This is a genomic window from Streptomyces sp. NPDC004788 (genome assembly GCF_053601115.1).
Map to the genome: position 1 here is coordinate 1 of NZ_JBSGBF010000140.1, position 16,302 is coordinate 16,302.

15 protein-coding genes and 1 pseudogene are annotated in these 16,302 nt (G+C 74.9%); 6 read left to right on the top strand and 10 right to left on the bottom strand.

Annotation, left to right across the window (positions count from 1 at the left end; genetic code table 11):
* Positions 1 to 66 precede the first annotated feature (66 nt).
* Entirely contained in the window at positions 67 to 600 is a 534-nt protein-coding gene (locus ACWEJX_RS35260; protein WP_451611496.1) for a hypothetical protein, read from the bottom strand.
* Positions 601 to 987: 387 nt separating this feature from the next.
* Between ACWEJX_RS35260 and ACWEJX_RS35265 the strand changes: the two genes are divergently transcribed.
* Positions 988 to 1,650 carry a class F sortase gene (locus tag ACWEJX_RS35265; protein WP_451611497.1) on the top strand — a complete coding sequence of 221 codons (663 nt, stop codon included), beginning with the start codon at positions 988 to 990 and terminating at the stop codon, positions 1,648 to 1,650.
* Positions 1,651 to 1,720: 70 nt separating this feature from the next.
* Here ACWEJX_RS35265 and ACWEJX_RS35270 read toward each other — a convergent pair whose 3' ends face one another.
* Positions 1,721 to 2,629 (bottom strand): polysaccharide deacetylase family protein, encoded by a 909-nt coding sequence (locus ACWEJX_RS35270; RefSeq protein ID WP_451611498.1) that lies wholly within the window; start codon positions 2,627 to 2,629, stop codon positions 1,721 to 1,723.
* Between the two features lie 90 nt (positions 2,630 to 2,719).
* Here ACWEJX_RS35270 and ACWEJX_RS35275 point away from each other — a divergent pair, with 90 nt between their 5' ends.
* Positions 2,720 to 3,166: a universal stress protein gene (locus ACWEJX_RS35275; RefSeq protein WP_451611499.1), complete on the top strand. Its 447-nt coding sequence runs from the start codon at positions 2,720 to 2,722 to the stop codon at positions 3,164 to 3,166.
* A gap of 15 nt (positions 3,167 to 3,181) precedes the next feature.
* On the opposite strand, the gene ACWEJX_RS35280 is transcribed toward ACWEJX_RS35275, so the two are convergent.
* Positions 3,182 to 4,390: a CapA family protein gene (locus ACWEJX_RS35280; protein ID WP_451611500.1), complete on the bottom strand. Its 1,209-nt coding sequence runs from the start codon at positions 4,388 to 4,390 to the stop codon at positions 3,182 to 3,184.
* Positions 4,391 to 4,629: 239 nt separating this feature from the next.
* Between ACWEJX_RS35280 and ACWEJX_RS35285 the strand changes: the two genes are divergently transcribed.
* The 3 genes from ACWEJX_RS35285 (at position 4,630) to ACWEJX_RS35295 (ending at position 6,267) form a co-directional block, all read left to right on the top strand.
* Positions 4,630 to 5,211 carry a sigma-70 family RNA polymerase sigma factor gene (locus tag ACWEJX_RS35285; RefSeq protein ID WP_451611501.1) on the top strand — a complete coding sequence of 194 codons (582 nt, stop codon included), beginning with the start codon at positions 4,630 to 4,632 and terminating at the stop codon, positions 5,209 to 5,211.
* 5 nt (positions 5,212 to 5,216) lie between these two features.
* Positions 5,217 to 5,636, top strand: coding sequence for a PaaI family thioesterase (locus tag ACWEJX_RS35290; RefSeq protein WP_403790091.1), 420 nt, complete (start codon positions 5,217 to 5,219; stop codon positions 5,634 to 5,636).
* A gap of 187 nt (positions 5,637 to 5,823) precedes the next feature.
* Positions 5,824 to 6,267 carry a hypothetical protein gene (locus ACWEJX_RS35295; RefSeq protein WP_403790090.1) on the top strand — a complete coding sequence of 148 codons (444 nt, stop codon included), beginning with the start codon at positions 5,824 to 5,826 and terminating at the stop codon, positions 6,265 to 6,267.
* Between the two features lie 52 nt (positions 6,268 to 6,319).
* On the opposite strand, the gene ACWEJX_RS35300 is transcribed toward ACWEJX_RS35295, so the two are convergent.
* The 7 genes from ACWEJX_RS35300 to ACWEJX_RS35330 all read right to left on the bottom strand — a co-directional run bounded on the left by ACWEJX_RS35300 (position 6,320) and on the right by ACWEJX_RS35330 (position 15,071).
* Positions 6,320 to 7,525, bottom strand: coding sequence for a sensor histidine kinase (locus ACWEJX_RS35300; protein WP_451611502.1), 1,206 nt, complete (start codon positions 7,523 to 7,525; stop codon positions 6,320 to 6,322).
* The gene (locus ACWEJX_RS35305; RefSeq protein ID WP_451611503.1) at positions 7,522 to 9,384 is read right to left on the bottom strand and encodes a sodium/solute symporter; all 1,863 of its coding nucleotides are present in this window, start codon (positions 9,382 to 9,384) and stop codon (positions 7,522 to 7,524) included. Before ACWEJX_RS35305 ends, ACWEJX_RS35300 begins: the two co-directional genes overlap by 4 nt.
* Positions 9,385 to 9,409: 25 nt before the next feature.
* The gene (locus ACWEJX_RS35310) at positions 9,410 to 9,793 is read right to left on the bottom strand and encodes a hypothetical protein (protein WP_451611507.1); all 384 of its coding nucleotides are present in this window, start codon (positions 9,791 to 9,793) and stop codon (positions 9,410 to 9,412) included.
* Positions 9,794 to 9,877: 84 nt separating this feature from the next.
* Complete coding sequence (locus ACWEJX_RS35315; RefSeq protein ID WP_451611504.1) at positions 9,878 to 10,636, bottom strand: LytR/AlgR family response regulator transcription factor; 759 nt, start codon at positions 10,634 to 10,636, stop codon at positions 9,878 to 9,880.
* Between the two features lie 40 nt (positions 10,637 to 10,676).
* On the bottom strand, positions 10,677 to 11,561 hold the full coding sequence (locus tag ACWEJX_RS35320; RefSeq protein WP_451611505.1) for an Fpg/Nei family DNA glycosylase: 885 nt from the start codon (positions 11,559 to 11,561) through the stop codon (positions 10,677 to 10,679).
* Positions 11,562 to 11,637: 76 nt separating this feature from the next.
* Positions 11,638 to 13,656, bottom strand: coding sequence for a SpoIIE family protein phosphatase (locus tag ACWEJX_RS35325; protein WP_451611508.1), 2,019 nt, complete (start codon positions 13,654 to 13,656; stop codon positions 11,638 to 11,640).
* Positions 13,657 to 13,859: 203 nt separating this feature from the next.
* Positions 13,860 to 15,071, bottom strand: coding sequence for a DUF6777 domain-containing protein (locus ACWEJX_RS35330; RefSeq protein WP_451611506.1), 1,212 nt, complete (start codon positions 15,069 to 15,071; stop codon positions 13,860 to 13,862).
* Between the two features lie 212 nt (positions 15,072 to 15,283).
* Between ACWEJX_RS35330 and ACWEJX_RS35335 the strand changes: the two are divergent.
* A pseudogene (locus ACWEJX_RS35335) lies at positions 15,284 to 16,093 on the top strand (YndJ family protein); the annotation flags it as partial.
* Between the last annotated feature and the right edge of the window lie 209 nt (positions 16,094 to 16,302).

Sequence of the window (16,302 nt, forward strand, 5' to 3'; positions counted from 1 at the left end):
GCCCCCGGGTCCTGGCCAGGACTCGGGGGCGACGGGCGTTGCGGGCCGACCGGGAGGTTCGGCCGGTCAGGCCCCCGCGCCGGACATACGGCGCCGGCGGGCGATGAACACGCCGCCGCCCAGCGCCGCCGCGGCGACGAGCGAGCCGCCGACGGCCATCTCGGTGGAGGTCGGTGCGAGCGAGCCGCCGAGGCCGCCCGCCGCGCCCTGACCGGCCAGCACCCGGAACTGCCCGGTGAGGGTCCGGCCGTTGATGCACTGGGCGGTCACGGTGTACGTGCCGGGCGTCGCGTTGTTGAAGATGCGGACGGTGGCGGTGGAGAAGCCGTTGGTGAGTCCGGAGAGGGTGGCGGCCGTGAAGGCCGGGGACGAGACCGTGCCCCCGGCGCAGTCCCGGGTGGTGATCGTGAGGAGACCGCCCTGGTGGACCGCGAAGGGGGAGACCGTGACCGCGTTGTGGTTGTTGTCGCCGCCCCTGGGGGCCTGGAAGGAGCCGACGGTCACGCTGCTGGGCCCGTTGGTGGCGGTGGCGAGGGGGGCCGCGAGCCCGAGCGCCGCGAACGCGGTCGCCGTCACCGCCAGAGTGCGTGCAGCACGCATGGTTGAACCTCCACTGGAAGGCGCCCCAAAGCGGTGCTCCGGGAGATTCGACGAGTACGCCTTCCATGACGAACCATCACAAGTCGGAAGAAGGCGCGCACGTCGGCGCTGGGCCACCCCGGTGAGTCCCGGAAGCGGCCGAACGGGGTGCGGATCTGACGGATCCGCAGGTCACACGAGGTCGGCGTGATGATCTGACGATTACCCGTACGGATGATCATCCCGTCACCCACACGGCGACTCGTCCGCGCCGCCACGGCACCGGTACCGGCACCCGCCGGCGGCCTTCGCCCGGACCTCCGCCACCCGTTCGCACGCGCTCGGATCGCGGGGCGGCGCACGCGCCCTTACCGTTCCCGTGACGCCGTCGAGGGAGACCAGAGAACCATGAGTCCCAAGGACTTCAGCCTCTTCGAAGCCGCCAGGAGACGCCAGCCCTGGGGCGCCCTGGCTCTCGTCATGCTCTCCGGCGTGGCGATAATGCGCAACGGGGTCGGCTTCGAGTCCGGCCCGCCGCAGCCCACCGCCGCCGCGCGGCCGGTCTCCCGGCCGGCCGCCCCGGCGCCCACGACCGCTTCCGGCCTGGAGGCGCTGCCGTTCGCCCCGGCCTCGCGGATCCGGATCCCGGCGATCAACGTGGCGGCCCCCATCGTCGACGTGGGTCTCGACGACAACGGCTGGATCGCGGCCCCGCCGCCCCAGGACCCCAACCTCGCCGGCTGGTACCAGAACGGCATCGCGCCCGGCCAGCGCGGCACCTCCGTCGTCGTCGGTCATGTCGACAACATGGCCGGACCCGCCGTCTTCTACGGCCTCGGCTCGCTGCAGCGGGGCCAGCACATCGAGGTCGAGCGGTACGACGGCCGGGTGGCCGTCTTCGAGATCTACGGGGTCGAGGTCTACGCGAAGAACGACTTCCCCGGCGTCCAGGTGTACGCGGACACCGGCGAACCCGAACTGCGCGTGATCACCTGCGGCGGCGGCTACACCCGGGCGCACGGCTACGACGGCAATGTCGTCGTCTACGCCCGGCTGGTCGGTTCGCGGTAGGGCACCCGTACGAGGGCCCCGGCACCACCTCGGTGCCGGGGCCCCTTCGCGTACGCCCGTCCCGTACCGCTCAGCGGCGCGGGACGGTCATGCTGTAGCCCGCGTCGAGGAGTTCGGGCAGATAGCGCTTGAGCGCGGCGACGCTGTGGGAACGGTTGCCGCCGGCGTCGTGGTTGAGGACGACGACGCCGGGAGCGGCGCCGTCCAGGACCCGGCGGACGATGGTGTCGGTGGGCGGCTCGGTCCAGTCCATGGTGTCGACGGTCCAGGCGAGCGGTTCCATGCCGAGCTCGGCACCGATCTCGAACGACAGCTTGTTCCAGGCCCCGTAGGGCGCCCGGTACCAGAGCGGCGGGGTGCCGATGGCCCGCTCGATGACCTCGCTCGTGGCGCCCAGCTCCTTGCGGATGCGGGAGGGCCGCAGCTTGGGCACCAGGGGGTGGGTCCAGGTGTGGTTGCCGACGATGTGGCCGTCCTCGGCCATCTCCTTGAGCAGGTCCTGGTTGTCGACCGCCATCTCGCCGCAGACGAAGAACATCGCGCGGCAGCCGTGGCGGCGCAGGGTGGCGAGGATCTCCGGGGTGTAGCGCGGGTCGGGGCCGTCGTCGAAGGTGAGCACCATCGACCGGCCGACGCCGGTGAGATGGAGGAAGGGCCGGGTCCGCACCGGCGGGAGCGCCCGGCGGTAGGCGGGCGGGGCGTAGCCGGTCATGGGCTGGAGCCGGTACGCGGCGGGCCGCAGCCGGGAGTCCTTCGCGCGGGCCCGGGCCTCGGCCTGGGCCTGCGGGCCGCGGGCGCCGGCCGTGGTGCGCGCGGACGGCGAGGTGGCCGGACCTGGCGGGGCGGCGCCGGTGGAGGTGGTGGCCTCGGAGCCGGTCAGGCGGTCCGTGGCGAAGACTCCGACGGCGGCGGTGGCCCCCAGGGCGGCGGCGAGGCGGAGCAGCGACCGGCGCCCGGTGGTCGTCTCATCCTTTTTCATGACCAATAGTGCGAACGGTGGACGGCCCGGGCCGCGCAGCGACACCGGCCCCCCGTCCGAAAACACCTGATGAGCCGATAGCCTCGAAGGGTGAGTGGTTTCGAACGGGGCACGGACGGCCCGAAGGTGATCGTCGCCGGGCTCGACGGCTCCGCGTCCTCGATGCGCGCCGCGTCCTACGCGGCCGGGCTGGCCCGGCGGCAGCACGCGCTCCTCGTCCTCGTCTACGTCCAGCCCGTGCTCGCGGCGGGCGCGGCACTCGGGGCGCCGGTCGCCGACACCACGGAGGAGATCGCCGAGGGCCTGGTGGCCGACATCCGGAAGGCGGTCGACCACGTCAAGGACACCTGGCAGGTGCGCTGGGAGTTCCACACCTTCCGCGGCGACGCGTACGCGGGTCTGGTGGCGGCCGCCGACGAGCTGAAGGCGGACGCGGTGGTCGTGGGCGCCTCGGAGTCGGCCGGCCACCGCTTCGTCGGCTCGGTCGCGGTGCGCCTGGTCAAGGCGGGCCGCTGGCCGGTCACCGTCGTGCCGTGAGCCCCGGCAGGGCGGCTACTCCCCCATGACCAGGCCGTCGCGGGCGGCGCCCCGGTCGAGGACGACCTCGCGGATGGCGTCCCGGGTCTCGGCGTACTGGCCCTCGCCCTCCTTGACGGCGGCGTCGAGGTTCACCACCCGGCCGCGCGCGGTGTCGAAGAACTGCGGCACGAACTCCGCCTTGGTGACCTCCCAGCGGCGGCCGGGTGCGGCCGGCGGGGCGAACGTGAAGCGGGCCAGGGTGCCCATGTTGCCGCGCCGGTCGTGGGCGCCCTCGTAGTTGATCATGTCGCCGGCGATCTGGTCGCCCATGCCGTAGACGATCCAGGTGCCGTTGACCTTCTCGTACGGCTGCGGCACATGGTTGTGCGTGCCGATGATCAGGTCGATGTCGGGGCGGTCGCCGGTGCGCGAGGCGGTGAGCGCGCGGCCGAGGGTGAGCTGCCGCTCGTCGGGGGCGGTCTCCCATTCGGTGCCCCAGTGGAGGGAGACGACCACGACGTCGGCGCCGGCCTTCCGGGCGGCCCGGGCGTCCTCGACGATCTTGTGCTCGTCGATCACGTTGACCGCCCAGGGCTGTCCTTCGGGCAGCGGGTAGCCGTTGGTGTCGTAGGTGTAGGCGAGCTGCGCCACGGTCGCCCGCCCGGCCTTGAGCAGCGTGGGCCGGGCCGCCTCGGCGGCGGTACGGGCGGAGCCCGCGTGCCGTACGCCCGCCTTGTCGAGCGCGTCGAGGGTGCGGCGCAGGCCGGCCGCGCCGTCGTCGAGGGAGTGGTTGGAGGCGGTCGAGCAGGAGTCGTAGCCCGTCGCCCTGAGGGCGGCGGCGACCTCGGGCGGCGACTTGAAGGCGGGGTAGCCGGTGTAGGGGCCGCCCTCCTCGCCGTACACGGTCTCCATGTGGCAGATGGCCAGATCGGCGCGGGAGACGACGGACCTGACGCCGGAGAGCATGGGGCGGAAGTCGTAGCCGGCGCCGCCGGCGTCGGCGGCGGCCTGGCGGATGATCGAGTCGTGCGGCAGGACGTCACCGGAGGCGACGAGGGTGAAGGGGGCCGGCGCGGACGCCGCCCCGGACACGGCCGGCCGGTGCGGCGCCTGGCTCCGGCCCGAGGCGCTCGGGGTGCCCGGAGCGCGGTCGGACGGCTGGGCGGTGACGGCGCAGCCGGTGGCCGCGGTGAAAAGGACGACGGCGAGGGCCGCCGCCCCGGGTCGGGTGCGTGAGGTCATCTGCCGGCTCCGCTGGTTCGTAGGATGAACATCTGTTCAGCCGAATTCACCGTGCGGAAAAGCCGCAGTCAAGGCTCAATGCCGCAGTTCGCGGCAAACCCGCTGAATCGGACGCAATGCTTCCGCGCGGCCGCCGGCGCGACCGCTCGTCGTGCCATTCGTCGCTCAGCGCGACCGTTCGTCGCAGACCCGTGTCCGATCCCTGTCCGGCACCGCACGGATGCGTTCCGATACGGCACATGACGACGGCGACGGCAACCACGGACGAGCGGGACCTGAGGGAGCTCCAGCGTGAGCACGGTCAGGCGCTGCTCGCGTTCCTGCTCGGACTGACCCACGGCGACCGGCAGCGCGCCGAGGACCTGGTACAGGAGACCCTCGTCAGGGCCTGGCAGCACCCGGAGGCGTTCGACTCCGCGTACGACTCGATGCGGCCCTGGCTGTTCACGGTGGCCCGGCGGCTCGCCATCGACGCGCGCCGCTCCCGGCTCGCCCGGCCCGCCGAGACGGGCGACGGACTGCTCGCCCTCACCGCCGACCCGGCCGACACCACCGAGTCCCGGGACGCCGCGCTCGACGTCCGGGCGGCGGTCCGCGGCCTCAGCCCGGAGCACCGCGCGGTGCTCTTCCGGCTCTACTTCCGCGGACTGACCGTCAGCGAGGCCGCCGCCGAACTCGGCATCCCGGCCGGCACCGTCAAGTCCCGGTCGCACTACGCGCTGCGTCAGCTCGGCCACCGGCTGCCCGGCTACCGGCCGCGCCGGCCTCCCGCCTGCGGCGGCCCCGCCGTTGCCCGGCCCGCGGGCCCCGCCCCACAATGACCCCCGTGACGCTGACTCTCGCCGCCGCCGAAAAGGTCCTCGCCGACAACTTCGCCCCCTGGGTGCTCGATCTGGGGCTCTCCGTGGCCTCCGTCGACACCGAGGGCCACCAGGCCGTCCTCCGGCTCCCCTGGTCCGACCGGCTCGCCCGGGAGGGCGGCGGGCTCTCCGGCCAGGCGCTGATGGCCGCCGCCGACACGGCCACGGTGATCGCGGTGGCCGCGGCCCGCGGCGGCTTCGTCCCCATGACCACCGTCCAGCAGTCGATCAGCTTCCAGCGCGCGGTGCTCGGAACGGACGTCCTCGTCCACGCCCGGCTCACCAAGGCCGGCAAGCGGATGGCGTTCGCGGACATCACCATGACCGCCGACGGCACGGACGAGCTCGCCGCCCGGGCGACGGCCGTCTACGCGCTGCTCGGCTGACCCTCCCGCCACCTCCCCCGCTCCGGACCTCACTCCCGTCACACGGCTCCCACCTGCACCGATGCGGCCGGGATCCGTATCCGAATCCGTACGGGCCAGTTGAGCCAAGTGCGCCCCGCGCGTGCCGTTCTCGGAGCAGGCTCGGTGTCGGGGCCTCGTCCAGGACATCCGGGAGAAGGTGGAAACGGTGCTGCCCGAAAGCATCCCCATGGACTGGCTGTGCGCCGAGTACGTCGCCGACGACCTGCTGCGCACCAGCGGGCTCGTCGCACCGGGTTCGCTGGAGTTCCGGGCCGGGGTGCAGACCCTGGCGCTGACCATCCTGCTGTCCCGGGCCGGCGCGGACGGCGCCGGGACGGACGGCTGGCTGCGCCGCACGGCCCACGACCATCCGTGGTCCGCGTGGGTCGAGGAACGGCTCGCCGAGGCCGGGGCGCGGGTGCCGGGCGCGGATCTGGACCTCGCCCGGGACACCTGGCGCCGGCTGCGGGCGACCGAGCTGCGCGCCGCCGACCTGGCGGGCCTCGCCGGGCTCGCCGGGCCGCGCGGCATCGACGAGGAGCGCCAGGTCTGGCTGCCCGCCTGGCAGTTGGGCGTGGCCCTCGGGCATCTGGCGCTGCACCTGTGCTGACCGCTCAACCGGCGGGGTGAACCCCCGGGCGGTCTGCACCTGTGCTGACCGCTCAGCCGGCGGGGTGAACCCCCGGGCGGTACTTGGGGATCCGGACCGTCACCTTCATGCCCGCGCCGATCCCGGTCTCGATGACCAGGCCGTGCTCCGCCCCGTACACCTGGCGCAGCCGCTCGTCGACGTTGGACAGACCGACGCCGCCGGCCGAGGGGCGCTCGCCGCGCAGGACGGCGCGCAGCACCTCCGGGTCCATGCCGACGCCGTCGTCCTCGATGGTGACCACGGCCTCCGCGCCCGCGTCGCGTGCCGCGATCGTCACCCGGCAGCCCTCGGCGGAGTCCTCCATGCCGTGCTTGACCGCGTTCTCCACCAGCGGCTGCAGGCAGAGGAACGGCAGCGCGACCGGAAGGACCTCGGGCGCGATCTGCAGGGTGACCTTGAGCCGGTCGCCGAACCGGGCCCCGGCGAGCGCCAGGTACTGCTCGATGGCCCGCAGTTCGTCGGCGAGCTGGGCGAACTCGCCGTGCCGGCGGAAGGAGTAGCGGGTGAAGTCGGCGAACTCCAGCAGGAGTTCGCGGGCCTGCTCCGGGTCGGTGCGGACGAAGGAGGCGATGGCGGCGAGGGAGTTGAAGATGAAGTGCGGGGAGATCTGCGCGCGCAGCGCCCGTATCTCGGCCTCGACGATCCGGGTGCGGGAGCGGTCCAGCTCGGCGAGTTCGAGCTGGACGGAGACCCAGCGGGCCACCTCGGTCGTCGCCCGCGCCAGGACCGCCGACTCGCGCGAGCCGTACGCGACGAGCGCGCCGAGCACCCCGTCCTCGCCCGTCAGCGGCGCGACCACGGCCCAGCGCAGCGGGCAGTCGTCGTGGGAGCACCGGGTGTGGGCGGAGCGGCTGCGGCCGGAGTCGAGCGTCTCGCCGACCAGCTCCCGTACGTGCTCGCGGTGGTGCGCCTCGCCGGGGCCGTCCCAGGCGAGCACCGCGGACCGGTCGGTGAGGCACAGCGCCTCGGTGCCGAGCAGGGAGCGCAGCCGGCCGGCCGCCCTGCCCGCGGTCTCCTCGGTGAGTCCGGCGCGCAGCGGGGGCGCGGCGAGCGAGGCGGTGTGCAGGGTGTGGAAGGTGGCGCGTTCGACGGGGGTGCCGAAGGCGAGGTCCGCGGCGCGCCGCCCGCGCCGGGCGGTGAACCGTCCGAGTACGAACCCTGCGGAGAGCAGCACGGCGCCGACGGCGCCGGCCGCGGCCAGGGCGAGGCCGGTCACCGCTCGACCCCGCTGCCGGCCTCCGGCCGGGCGGACTCCCGACTCGCCTCGCCGGGCTGCGCCTTGCCGCTGAATTCCTCGGGCAGGTGCAGCCGGGCCAGGATGCGGGGGGTGCCCGCGGGGACCCGGCGCGGGGTGGCGAGCGACACCAGGATCATGCTGAGGAAGCCGAGCGGCACCGACCAGACCGCGGGCCAGGCGAGCAGGGTGTGCGGCCAGCCCGGAGGCGCGAGTCCGGCCCGGGTGGCCGTCACGGCCGTCAGCGCCGAGCCGCCGCCGAGCAGCAGTCCGGCGACGGCGCCCGGCGGGGTGAGCCGGCGCCACCAGATGCCGAGCACGAGCAGCGGGCAGAAGGAGGAGGCGGAGACCGCGAAGGCGAGTCCGACGGCGTCGGCGACCGGCACGTCGGTGGCGACGATCCCGGCGCTCAGCGGCACGGCGGTGGCGAGGAGGGTGGCGAGCCGGAAGTGCCGCACACCCCCGCCTGAGGCGCCCCGGGCGGCACTCCGGGCAGCGCTCCGGAAGGTGCCCCGCGCGGGCAGCACGTCCTGGGTGAGCACGCCGGCCACCGACATGGTCAGCCCGGAGGCCGTCGACAGGAAGGCCGCGCAGGCACCGCCGGCGAGCAGCGCGCCGAGCAGATCGCCGAGGACGCCGCCGAGCATCCGCTCCGGCAGGACGAGCACGGCGGCGTCGGCGGCGCCGGTCAGGGCGAGTTCGGGGGCGTAGATCCGGCCGAGCGCCCCGTAGAGCGGCGGCAGCAGGTAGAACACGCCGACCAGGCCGAGCACCACCAGGGTGGTGCGGCGGGCGGCCCGGCCGTTCGGACTGGTGTAGAAGCGCACGGCGACATGCGGCAGGCCCATGGTGCCGAGGAAGGTGGCGAGGATCAGTCCGTACGTGGCGTACAGCTGGTGCCCGTCGCGGCCGCCGGCGAGGGGCTGCGACCAGCCGAGGGGGTCGGCTTCGGTCGAGGCCCTCCCCCAGCCTCCGGCCGGGGGGACCCCCATCTCGCTTCGCTCGGGGACCCGCGCCCCCGCCGGGAAGGCGAGTTCGGTGCCCCGCTCCACCCGGTGGGTGCCCTCGTGCAGGGTGACCGTGGCCCGCTCGTACGTCCGCTCGTCGACGCGGCCGGTGACGGTGAGCGTGACCGGGGCGGCGACCTCGATCCGTACGGTCTCGGCGACCCGCGCGGCGGTGTGCGCGCGGATGACGGCGGGCGCGTCGAAGTGGGCGCGCGGGGCGCCGTCCCCGTACCAGGCGCCGACCAGGAAGAACACCGGGACCAGCAGCGCAGTGAGCTTCAGCCAGTACTGGAAGGCCTGCACGAAGGTGATGCTGCGCATGCCTCCGGCGGCGACGATGCCGGTCACGACGAGCGCGACGACGAGGCCGCCGAGCCAGTCGGGGGCGCCGGTGAGGATCTCCAGGGTGAGACCGGCGCCCTGGAGCTGCGGCAGCAGGTAGAGCCAGCCGATGCCGACGACGAAGAGGCTGGCGACCCGGCGGACCTGCGGCGATTCGAGCCGGGCCTCGGCGAAGTCGGAGAGCGTGTACGCGCCGGAGCGGCGCAGCGGGGCCGCGACGAGGAGCAGCAGCACGAGGTGGCCGGCCGTGTAGCCGACCGGGTACCAGAGCATGGCCGGGCCCTGCACCAGGACGAGTCCGGCGACGCCGAGGAAGGAGGCGGCGGAGAGGTACTCGCCGCTGATGGCGGCGGCGTTGAGGCGGGGGCCCACGGTGCGGGAGGCCACGTAGAAGTCGGAGGTGGTGCGGGAGATGCGCAGGCCGAGGGCGCCGATGAGGACGGTGGCGAGGGCGACGGCGGTGACGGCGGCGATCGCGTAGGTGTGGTTCACGCGTGCCCTCGTCCCTGACGGGGGCTCATCGCTCGACGAGGCCGGTGAAGTCGCGCTCGTTGCGCTCGGCGCGGCGCACGTACCAGTGGGCGACGGCCCAGACCACCGGGTGGACGCCGATGCCGAGCGCGAGCCACACGGCGGCCTCGGGAGCGGGCAGCGCGAGCAGCAGCGGCAGCGAGCCGACGAGCAGGGTGAGCCAGCCGAGCCCGATGAGGGCGGCGCGGAGCTGGCTGCGCATCAGGGAGCGGACGTAGGTGTGGCCGAGGGTGGTCTGTTCGCTGATCTCGGAGCGGGCCGGCGGGTGCTGCGGCCGGGTACGGGGCCGGGGCACGGAACCGCCGCCGACGGCCGAGGCGTACGTGACGGTCTCGCGGCGCGGCCGGCGCGGGGGATGGTGCTCGGGCATCGGCGTCTCACGGTCGGTCACGATCGGTCGGGCCCGTGAGTCTACGCAGCGGCCGAGCGGTGCGGTAGGGGGCTTCTGCCGTGGTCAGCCGCCTGCCCGGCGCATCAGCAGGTCCCGCAGCTGGCGGGCGTGGCGGCGGGAGACGGCGAGTTCGGCGGTGCCGACGCGGACGGAGGTGGCGCCGCCGTCGAGGCGGAGTTCGTGGATGCGGCCGAGGGCGACGAGGTGGCTGCGGTGGATGCGGACGAAGCCGCGGGCGGCCCAGCGCTCCTCCAGCGTGGAGAGCGGGATGCGGACGAGATGGCTGCCCGTGTCGGTGTGCAGGCGGGCGTAGTCGCCGTGCGCCTCGACGTACGCGATGTCGTCGACGGACACGAAGCGGGTGACGCCGCCGAGTTCGACCGGGATCTGCTCGGGCGCCGGCGCCTTCTGGGCCACGGCCGAGGCATGGACGAGTTCGTGGACGCGGCGCACGGCCTCCGCGAGCCGTTCCCGGCGCACGGGCTTGAGCACGTAGTCGACGGCCTCCAGGTCGAAGGCCTGGACGGCGAAGCCCTCGTGGGCGGTGACGAAGACGATGAGCGGCGGCCGGGCGAAGCCTCCGAGCAGTCGGGCCAGGTCGAGCCCGCCGAGTCCGGGCATGTGGATGTCGAGGAAGACGACGTCGATGCCGTCGCCGTGGTCGCGGTCCGGTCCGGCGTCCAGGGCCCGGCCGATGCGGCGCAGCGCCTCGGTGGCGTCGGCGGCACCCTCGGCGGCGCGCACGCGCGGGTCGGCCCGCAGGAGGTAGAGGAGTTCGCCGAGGGCCGGCGCCTCGTCGTCGACGGCCAGTACGCGCAGCATGGACGGGAGTCTACGCGGGCCGGCGCCCGTGACACCGGGGCTATTTCAGGAGCTTGGAGAGGCGCCGGTCGGCGAGCGGTTTCCCGCCGGTCTGGCAGGTGGGGCAGTACTGGAGCGAGGAGTCGCTGAACGAGACCTCGCGGATGGTGTCCCCGCAGACCGGGCACGCCTCGCCGGTGCGGCCGTGGACGCGCAGTCCGCTCTTCTTCTCGGCCTTGAGCCGGCCGGCGGCGAGCCCGTGGGAGCGGGCGACGGCCTCGGCGAGGGTGGTGCGCAGCGCCTCGTAGAGGCCGGCGGTCTCCTGCGCGGTCAGGTTCTGGGTGGGCTTGAACGGGGACATCCTCGCCGCGTGCAGGATCTCGTCGCTGTACGCGTTGCCGATGCCCGCGATGAGGCTCTGGTCGCGCAGCGCGCCCTTGATCTGGCGCCGTTCGCCCGCCAGGAGCGCGGTGAAGGCGGCGAGGTCGAAGTCCTCGGCGAGCGGGTCGGGGCCGAGGCGGGCGATGCCGGGTACGTCGGCGGGGTCGCGGACCACGTACACCGCGAGCCGTTTGGTGGTGCCCGCCTCGGTGAGGTCGAAGCCGTCGCCGCCGGTCAGCGCGACCCGCAGCGCCAGCGGGCCCTTCCCGGGCTTGGGCGGCCCGGACGGCAGCACGTCCTTCCAGTGCAGCCACCCGGCCCGGGCGAGGTGCGTGACCAGGCGCAGCTCCCCCGCCCCGCCCTCGGCGGCGCCCTCCGTGGCGATGTCGAGGAACTTGCCGTGCCGGGCGACGCCGGTGACCCGCGCCCCGTGCAGGGCGGTGACGGGCGGGTCGTACGTCTTGAGCACGCTGATCGCGACGGGCATCACGCGGGCGATCTCCTTGCCCACGAGGTGCTCGTCGAGGAACTCGCGGAGGGCTTCGACCTCGGGCAGCTCGGGCATGCCCCCACCCTGCCGTACGGGCGGGGCGGGCGCCCGTCGAAGGCGGGACCCGGGCCGGATCCGGGACCCGGCCCGGTCACTCCTCCGGCTGCTCGATGACGAACTCGCACCACACGCACTTGCCGCCGCCGCGCGGTTCGACGCCCCAGGCGTCGGAGATGTTGTCGACGAGCAGCAGCCCGCGGCCGGAGACGCCCGAGTCGCCGGCATCGCGGCGGCGCGGCAGGGCGCTGGAGCGGTCCTCGACCTCGACCCGCAGCCGGCGTTCGGGACCGGGCAGCATCCGCAGGGTGACGATGGCGCCGCCGTCCGTGTGCATGAGGGCGTTGGTCACCAGCTCGTCGGCGACGAGTTCGATCTCGAAGGAGCGGTTGCCCGCGCCCCAGGCGCGCACGGCGGCCCGGATCATGTGGCGGGCGGAGCTGAGCGCCTCGGGGTCGTTCTGCCCGACGTGCTGCTGGAGCCGGCCGCCGGCCCGGTCCGGGTGGGCGCCCTCGCGGCGCAGCAGCAGGACGGCGACGTCGTCCTCGCCGCCGCGCTCGTCGACGACCTCGCAGAGGTGGTCGGCGAGTTCGTCGAGGTCGCGGGGGCCGCGCTTGACCAGGGAGGAGAGCCACTGGAGGCCCTCGTCGAGGTCGGCGCCCGGCTTCTCGACCAGGCCGTCGGTGTAGAGCAGCAGGGTCTTGCCGGGGTCGAGTTCGACGGTGGTGACGGGGTAGTCGAGCCGGCCGAACTCGGCGGAGAGCCCGAGCGGGAGGCCGCCCTCGACGGGGACGCGGTGCGCGGTGCCGTCGGAGTCCTGGACGAGCGGGTCGACGTGGCCGGCGCGGACGATCTGGACGACACCGGTGGCCGGGTCGGCCTCGGCGTACGTGCAGGTGGCGAAGCGGTCGGTGTCCAGCTCGTGGAGGAAGACGGAGGCCCGGGCCATCACGGTGGCCGGGGTGTGGCCCTCGGCGGCGTAGGCGCGCAGCACGATCCGCAGCTGGCCCATGACGGCGGCGGCGTGGGTGTCGTGGCCCTGGACGTCGCCGATGACGAGCGCGACCCGGCCGCCCCCGGCGCCCCCGGCCCGCGAGGTGCCCCCCGGCAGCGGGATGACGTCGAACCAGTCGCCGCCGATGTCCCTGCCGAACCGGGCGGAGCGGTAGCGGACGGCTATCCGGGCGCCGGGCACGTCGGGGATCCGGCGCGGCAGCATCGCCTGCTGGAGGCCCTCGGCGAGGTCGTGCTCCTGCTCGTACAGCATGGCCCGCTGGAGGCTCTGGGCGATGGAGCTGCCGAGCGCGACGAGCAGGTTGCGCTCGTCGGCGCTGAAGCCGGTGCGGTCGCTGTAGAGCAGGCCGAGGGCGCCGATGGGGCGGGCCTGGGCGATGAGCGGAAGGTAGGCGGCGGAGGTGATGCCGAGGCCGCTGATGTGCGGCCAGAGGATCGGGTAGGAGGTGGCGAAGTCCTCGGGCGACTCGATGAAGCGGGGGCGCAGGGTGCGGATGACCTCGCTCATCGGGTACGGCTCGTCCACCCGGGTGAACCGGGTGCCGGGCACGAACGCGCCTTCTCGTCCCTCGGCCACCAGGTGGATGCGGCCGGCCTCCAGGAGACCGACGACGAGGCTGGCGGCGCCGAAGTACTCCAGCCCCTGGGAGTCGCCGAGCAGGTCGATGATGTCCTGGACGGTACGGGCGTGCGCGAGCGCGGCGGTGGTGCCCTCGACGACGCTGGTGCGCTGTCTGCGGCCCTCGTCGAGGCCGAGCCGGGCCGCGGACTCGGTGAGCTCCTCGGAGGCGTCGCGGATGACGCCGACGATGCGGACCGGGCGGCCGGTGTCGTCGCGCCGGACCAGGCCCTGGGTGTGGGTCCAGCGCTGGGCGCCGGCCCGGGTGCGGATCCGGAAGTAGGCGCCGTAGTGGTCGCTGCCGTCCTTGAGCGCCTGGGCCACCAGGGTGTCGAGGCGGCGGCCCTCGTCGGGCAGCACGCGGGAGCCGAGGGTGGCGGGGTCGCCGTCGTAGTCGTCCGGGTCCATGTCGAAGACGTTCAGGGCGCCCTCGTCCATGGTCATCCGGCCGGTGACCAGGTCCCAGTCGAAGCTGCCCATCCGGAACTCCTGGCCGAACTCGTGCAGGAAGCAGCACGTCTGCCCCGCCGGTCCCGCCTCGCAGCGGCACTGCTCGGCCGCCTCCCCACCCGGTCGTCCCGCACTCATGGGGCCACGCTAGGCGCAGCCCCGGCCGAACGCACGGCGAAGATCGGAACAGATTCGCAACAACATTCGGATGAGCGCGGGCGCCGGCCGGCCGGTCAGCCCTGGAAGGTGTCGGGCTGCTGCCGCGGCCCGGTGTCGGCCGGGAACAGGTCGTCGGAGGAGGGCGGCGGCTCGGGGGTCGGGAGGTCACTCGGACCGCCCGGTACGTCGGGCACCGCAGGGAGGTCCGGCCCCACGGGCGCGTCGGGCCCGACCGGCGCGTCCGAGGTGTCCGGCGAGTCCGGTGCCGGTACGGTCCTGCCGCCGTCCGGCGCAGGGCTCACGGGGTCGGGCGCGCCGCGGTCCGGCGTCGACGGGCCGCTCGGAGTGCCGGGATTCGTGGGACCTGTGGGGTTCGTGGGGTTCGTGGGGCTCGTCGGCTGCTGCGGGGCGGTGGGGCCGTCCGGCAGCGGCGCGGGCGGTGCGGTGACGATGTCGCAGGAGGCCGGGTCGCAGGGCGGGAGCACGTCGGGCCGGCGGTCCGCGTCGCCGTCGCTGCCGGTGCGGCGCTCGATCCAGGTGTTGTCGGCGGCGTTCACGATGACCAGGCTGGTGACGACGGTGCTGGTCGGGGTGACGGTGACGACCCGGTCGGGGCGGTAGCCGGGCCAGGGCTGGCCCGTATGGACGGCGCCGGGGGCGGCGGCCGGGGAGCGCAGCGGGTTGCCGCAGGCGCAGCGGACCCGCGGGGCGCCGTAGCGGTCGACGAGCACGGCGGTGCCGGCCTGGAGCACCGACTGGAAGGTGGTGAAGCGGCCGCCCTGGTAGCCGTGGTTCGTGACCCGGGCGTCGGCGCGCAGGAGGACGGGGGTGAGGCCGCGCAGCCAGCCGCCGAGGTTGGCCTCGGGGATGCCCGCGGCCTCGGCGAAGGCGCGGCCGCGGGCGGGTTCGGCGGTGAGGAGGGCGACCTGCTGCTCGACGTTGCAGCTGGCGACGGAGCGGGTGCCGCCGTAGAGGCCGGGGGTGGCGCCGGTCAGCGCGCGGCCGGCCGGTGCGGGGCCGTCGACGCCGGTGGCGGGCGGCGCGCCGGTGCCGGCCGGGGCGCCCTCCTGCGTGGTGGAGGCGGTGAAGGGGGCGGGGCCCTGGCTGCCGGCCGGCTGGAGCAGCACCTCGCGGGCGACGGCGGGGGCGGCGGACCGTTCCGCGCCCGGCTCGCCGGTGTCGCCGCGCAGGGAGCAGCCGGCGAGCAGCGCGGCCGAGGCCAGCGTGGCGAGGACGTACGGGGCGGTGGGGGGCCGCGAGGGCCGTCGTCTGGTTGCGTCGCGCACGGGGTCTCCCACCTCGTCCTTGCCGTTGATCGTTCCTTCCTGTCTGCCGCAGGGCCGGGGGCGCCGCAATCCGGGCGCGTCCATCCGGCGCCGGCCGCGCATGAGGCCGCCCCGGTCCAGACCGCGCACCCCGCACTTGAACGCGTTCAAGGAAACCTCTACGCTCGTCGACCGAAGGGTTGAACGTGTTCAACAGGGGGGGTTCCGGTGCCATGTCCGTGCTCGTCGGACTGATCGTGATGCTGGGGATGTTCGCCGTGGTCCCGGTCGGGCTCCGGCTCCTGGACGACTCCCCACCGGGCAGCCTGCGGCTGCTGTGCCGGGTCTGGCCGCTGCTCGCCGCGCCCGGCGCGGTCTCGCTCTGGCTTCCGCGCTCGCCGCTCGCCGCCGCCCTCGCGGGCGTGTACGCCCTGGGCACCCTGGCCCTCGCCCTGCACGCCCCGGCCCGCCTCGCCCGCACCCGGAGCCTGGCGCCCGCCGAGGTCGCCGCGCTCACCGCCCTCGCCACCCCGGCCGTCGCGGCCCTCGCGCTCGTGGCCGAGCGGGCCGGGCACGAGCTGTTCGGCTTCGAGCTCGGCATCCTGGCGCTGACCGTCCCGCACTTCCACTTCGCGGGCTTCGCCGCCGCGCTGGTCGCGGGCCTGGTCTGCCGGGCCACACAGAGCCGGGCGACCCGCTTCGCGGCGCTGAGCGTGCCGCTCGGCACCCTGCTCGTGCTGCTCGGCTACTTCGTCGACGACTGGGCCGAGCTGGCCGGCGCCCTCGTCCTGACCGCGGGCATGTGGGCCGTCGCCCTCGCCACCTGGCGCGAGCTGCGGCCCGCCGCACCCGATCCGGTGACCCGGGCGCTGCTGGGCGTCTCGGCCGCGGTCCTGGTGGCGACGATGCTGCTCGCGCTGAGCTGGGCGCTCGGCGAGGCGACCGGGATCCCGCACCCGAGCCTGACCTGGATGGCCGCGACCCACGGCCTCGGCAACGCGCTCGGCTTCGCGGTCTGCTCGCTGCTCGCCTGGCGCCGCCTCGGCCGAACCCGCACCGTCACGCCGCCGGGTGAACCGGCCACTCGTCCCCGTACCGCCGCGCCGCCCCGCGACCCGGCCGCCGGAACCCGTACGACCGAGCCGCCCGCCCGTCCGCGTACCGCCGCGCCGCCCCGCGACCCGGCCGCCGGAACCCGTACGACCGAGCCGCCCGCCCGTCCGCGTACCACCGCGCCGCCCCGCGACCCGGC

Excerpts from the sequence above, each read along its gene's own strand:
- ACWEJX_RS35285 (WP_451611501.1), top strand. The coding sequence starts at position 4,630 with ATGACGACGGCGACGGCAACCACGGACGAGCGGGACCTGAGGGAGCTC.
- ACWEJX_RS35270 (WP_451611498.1), bottom strand. The coding sequence starts at position 2,629 with ATGAAAAAGGATGAGACGACCACCGGGCGCCGGTCGCTGCTCCGCCTC.
- ACWEJX_RS35260 (WP_451611496.1), bottom strand. The coding sequence starts at position 600 with ATGCGTGCTGCACGCACTCTGGCGGTGACGGCGACCGCGTTCGCGGCG.
- ACWEJX_RS35320 (WP_451611505.1), bottom strand. The coding sequence starts at position 11,561 with ATGCCCGAGCTGCCCGAGGTCGAAGCCCTCCGCGAGTTCCTCGACGAG.
- ACWEJX_RS35315 (WP_451611504.1), bottom strand. The coding sequence starts at position 10,636 with ATGCTGCGCGTACTGGCCGTCGACGACGAGGCGCCGGCCCTCGGCGAA.
- ACWEJX_RS35265 (WP_451611497.1), top strand. The coding sequence starts at position 988 with ATGAGTCCCAAGGACTTCAGCCTCTTCGAAGCCGCCAGGAGACGCCAG.
- ACWEJX_RS35310 (WP_451611507.1), bottom strand. The coding sequence starts at position 9,793 with ATGCCCGAGCACCATCCCCCGCGCCGGCCGCGCCGCGAGACCGTCACG.
- ACWEJX_RS35325 (WP_451611508.1), bottom strand. The coding sequence starts at position 13,656 with ATGGGCAGCTTCGACTGGGACCTGGTCACCGGCCGGATGACCATGGAC.
- ACWEJX_RS35280 (WP_451611500.1), bottom strand. The coding sequence starts at position 4,390 with ATGACCTCACGCACCCGACCCGGGGCGGCGGCCCTCGCCGTCGTCCTT.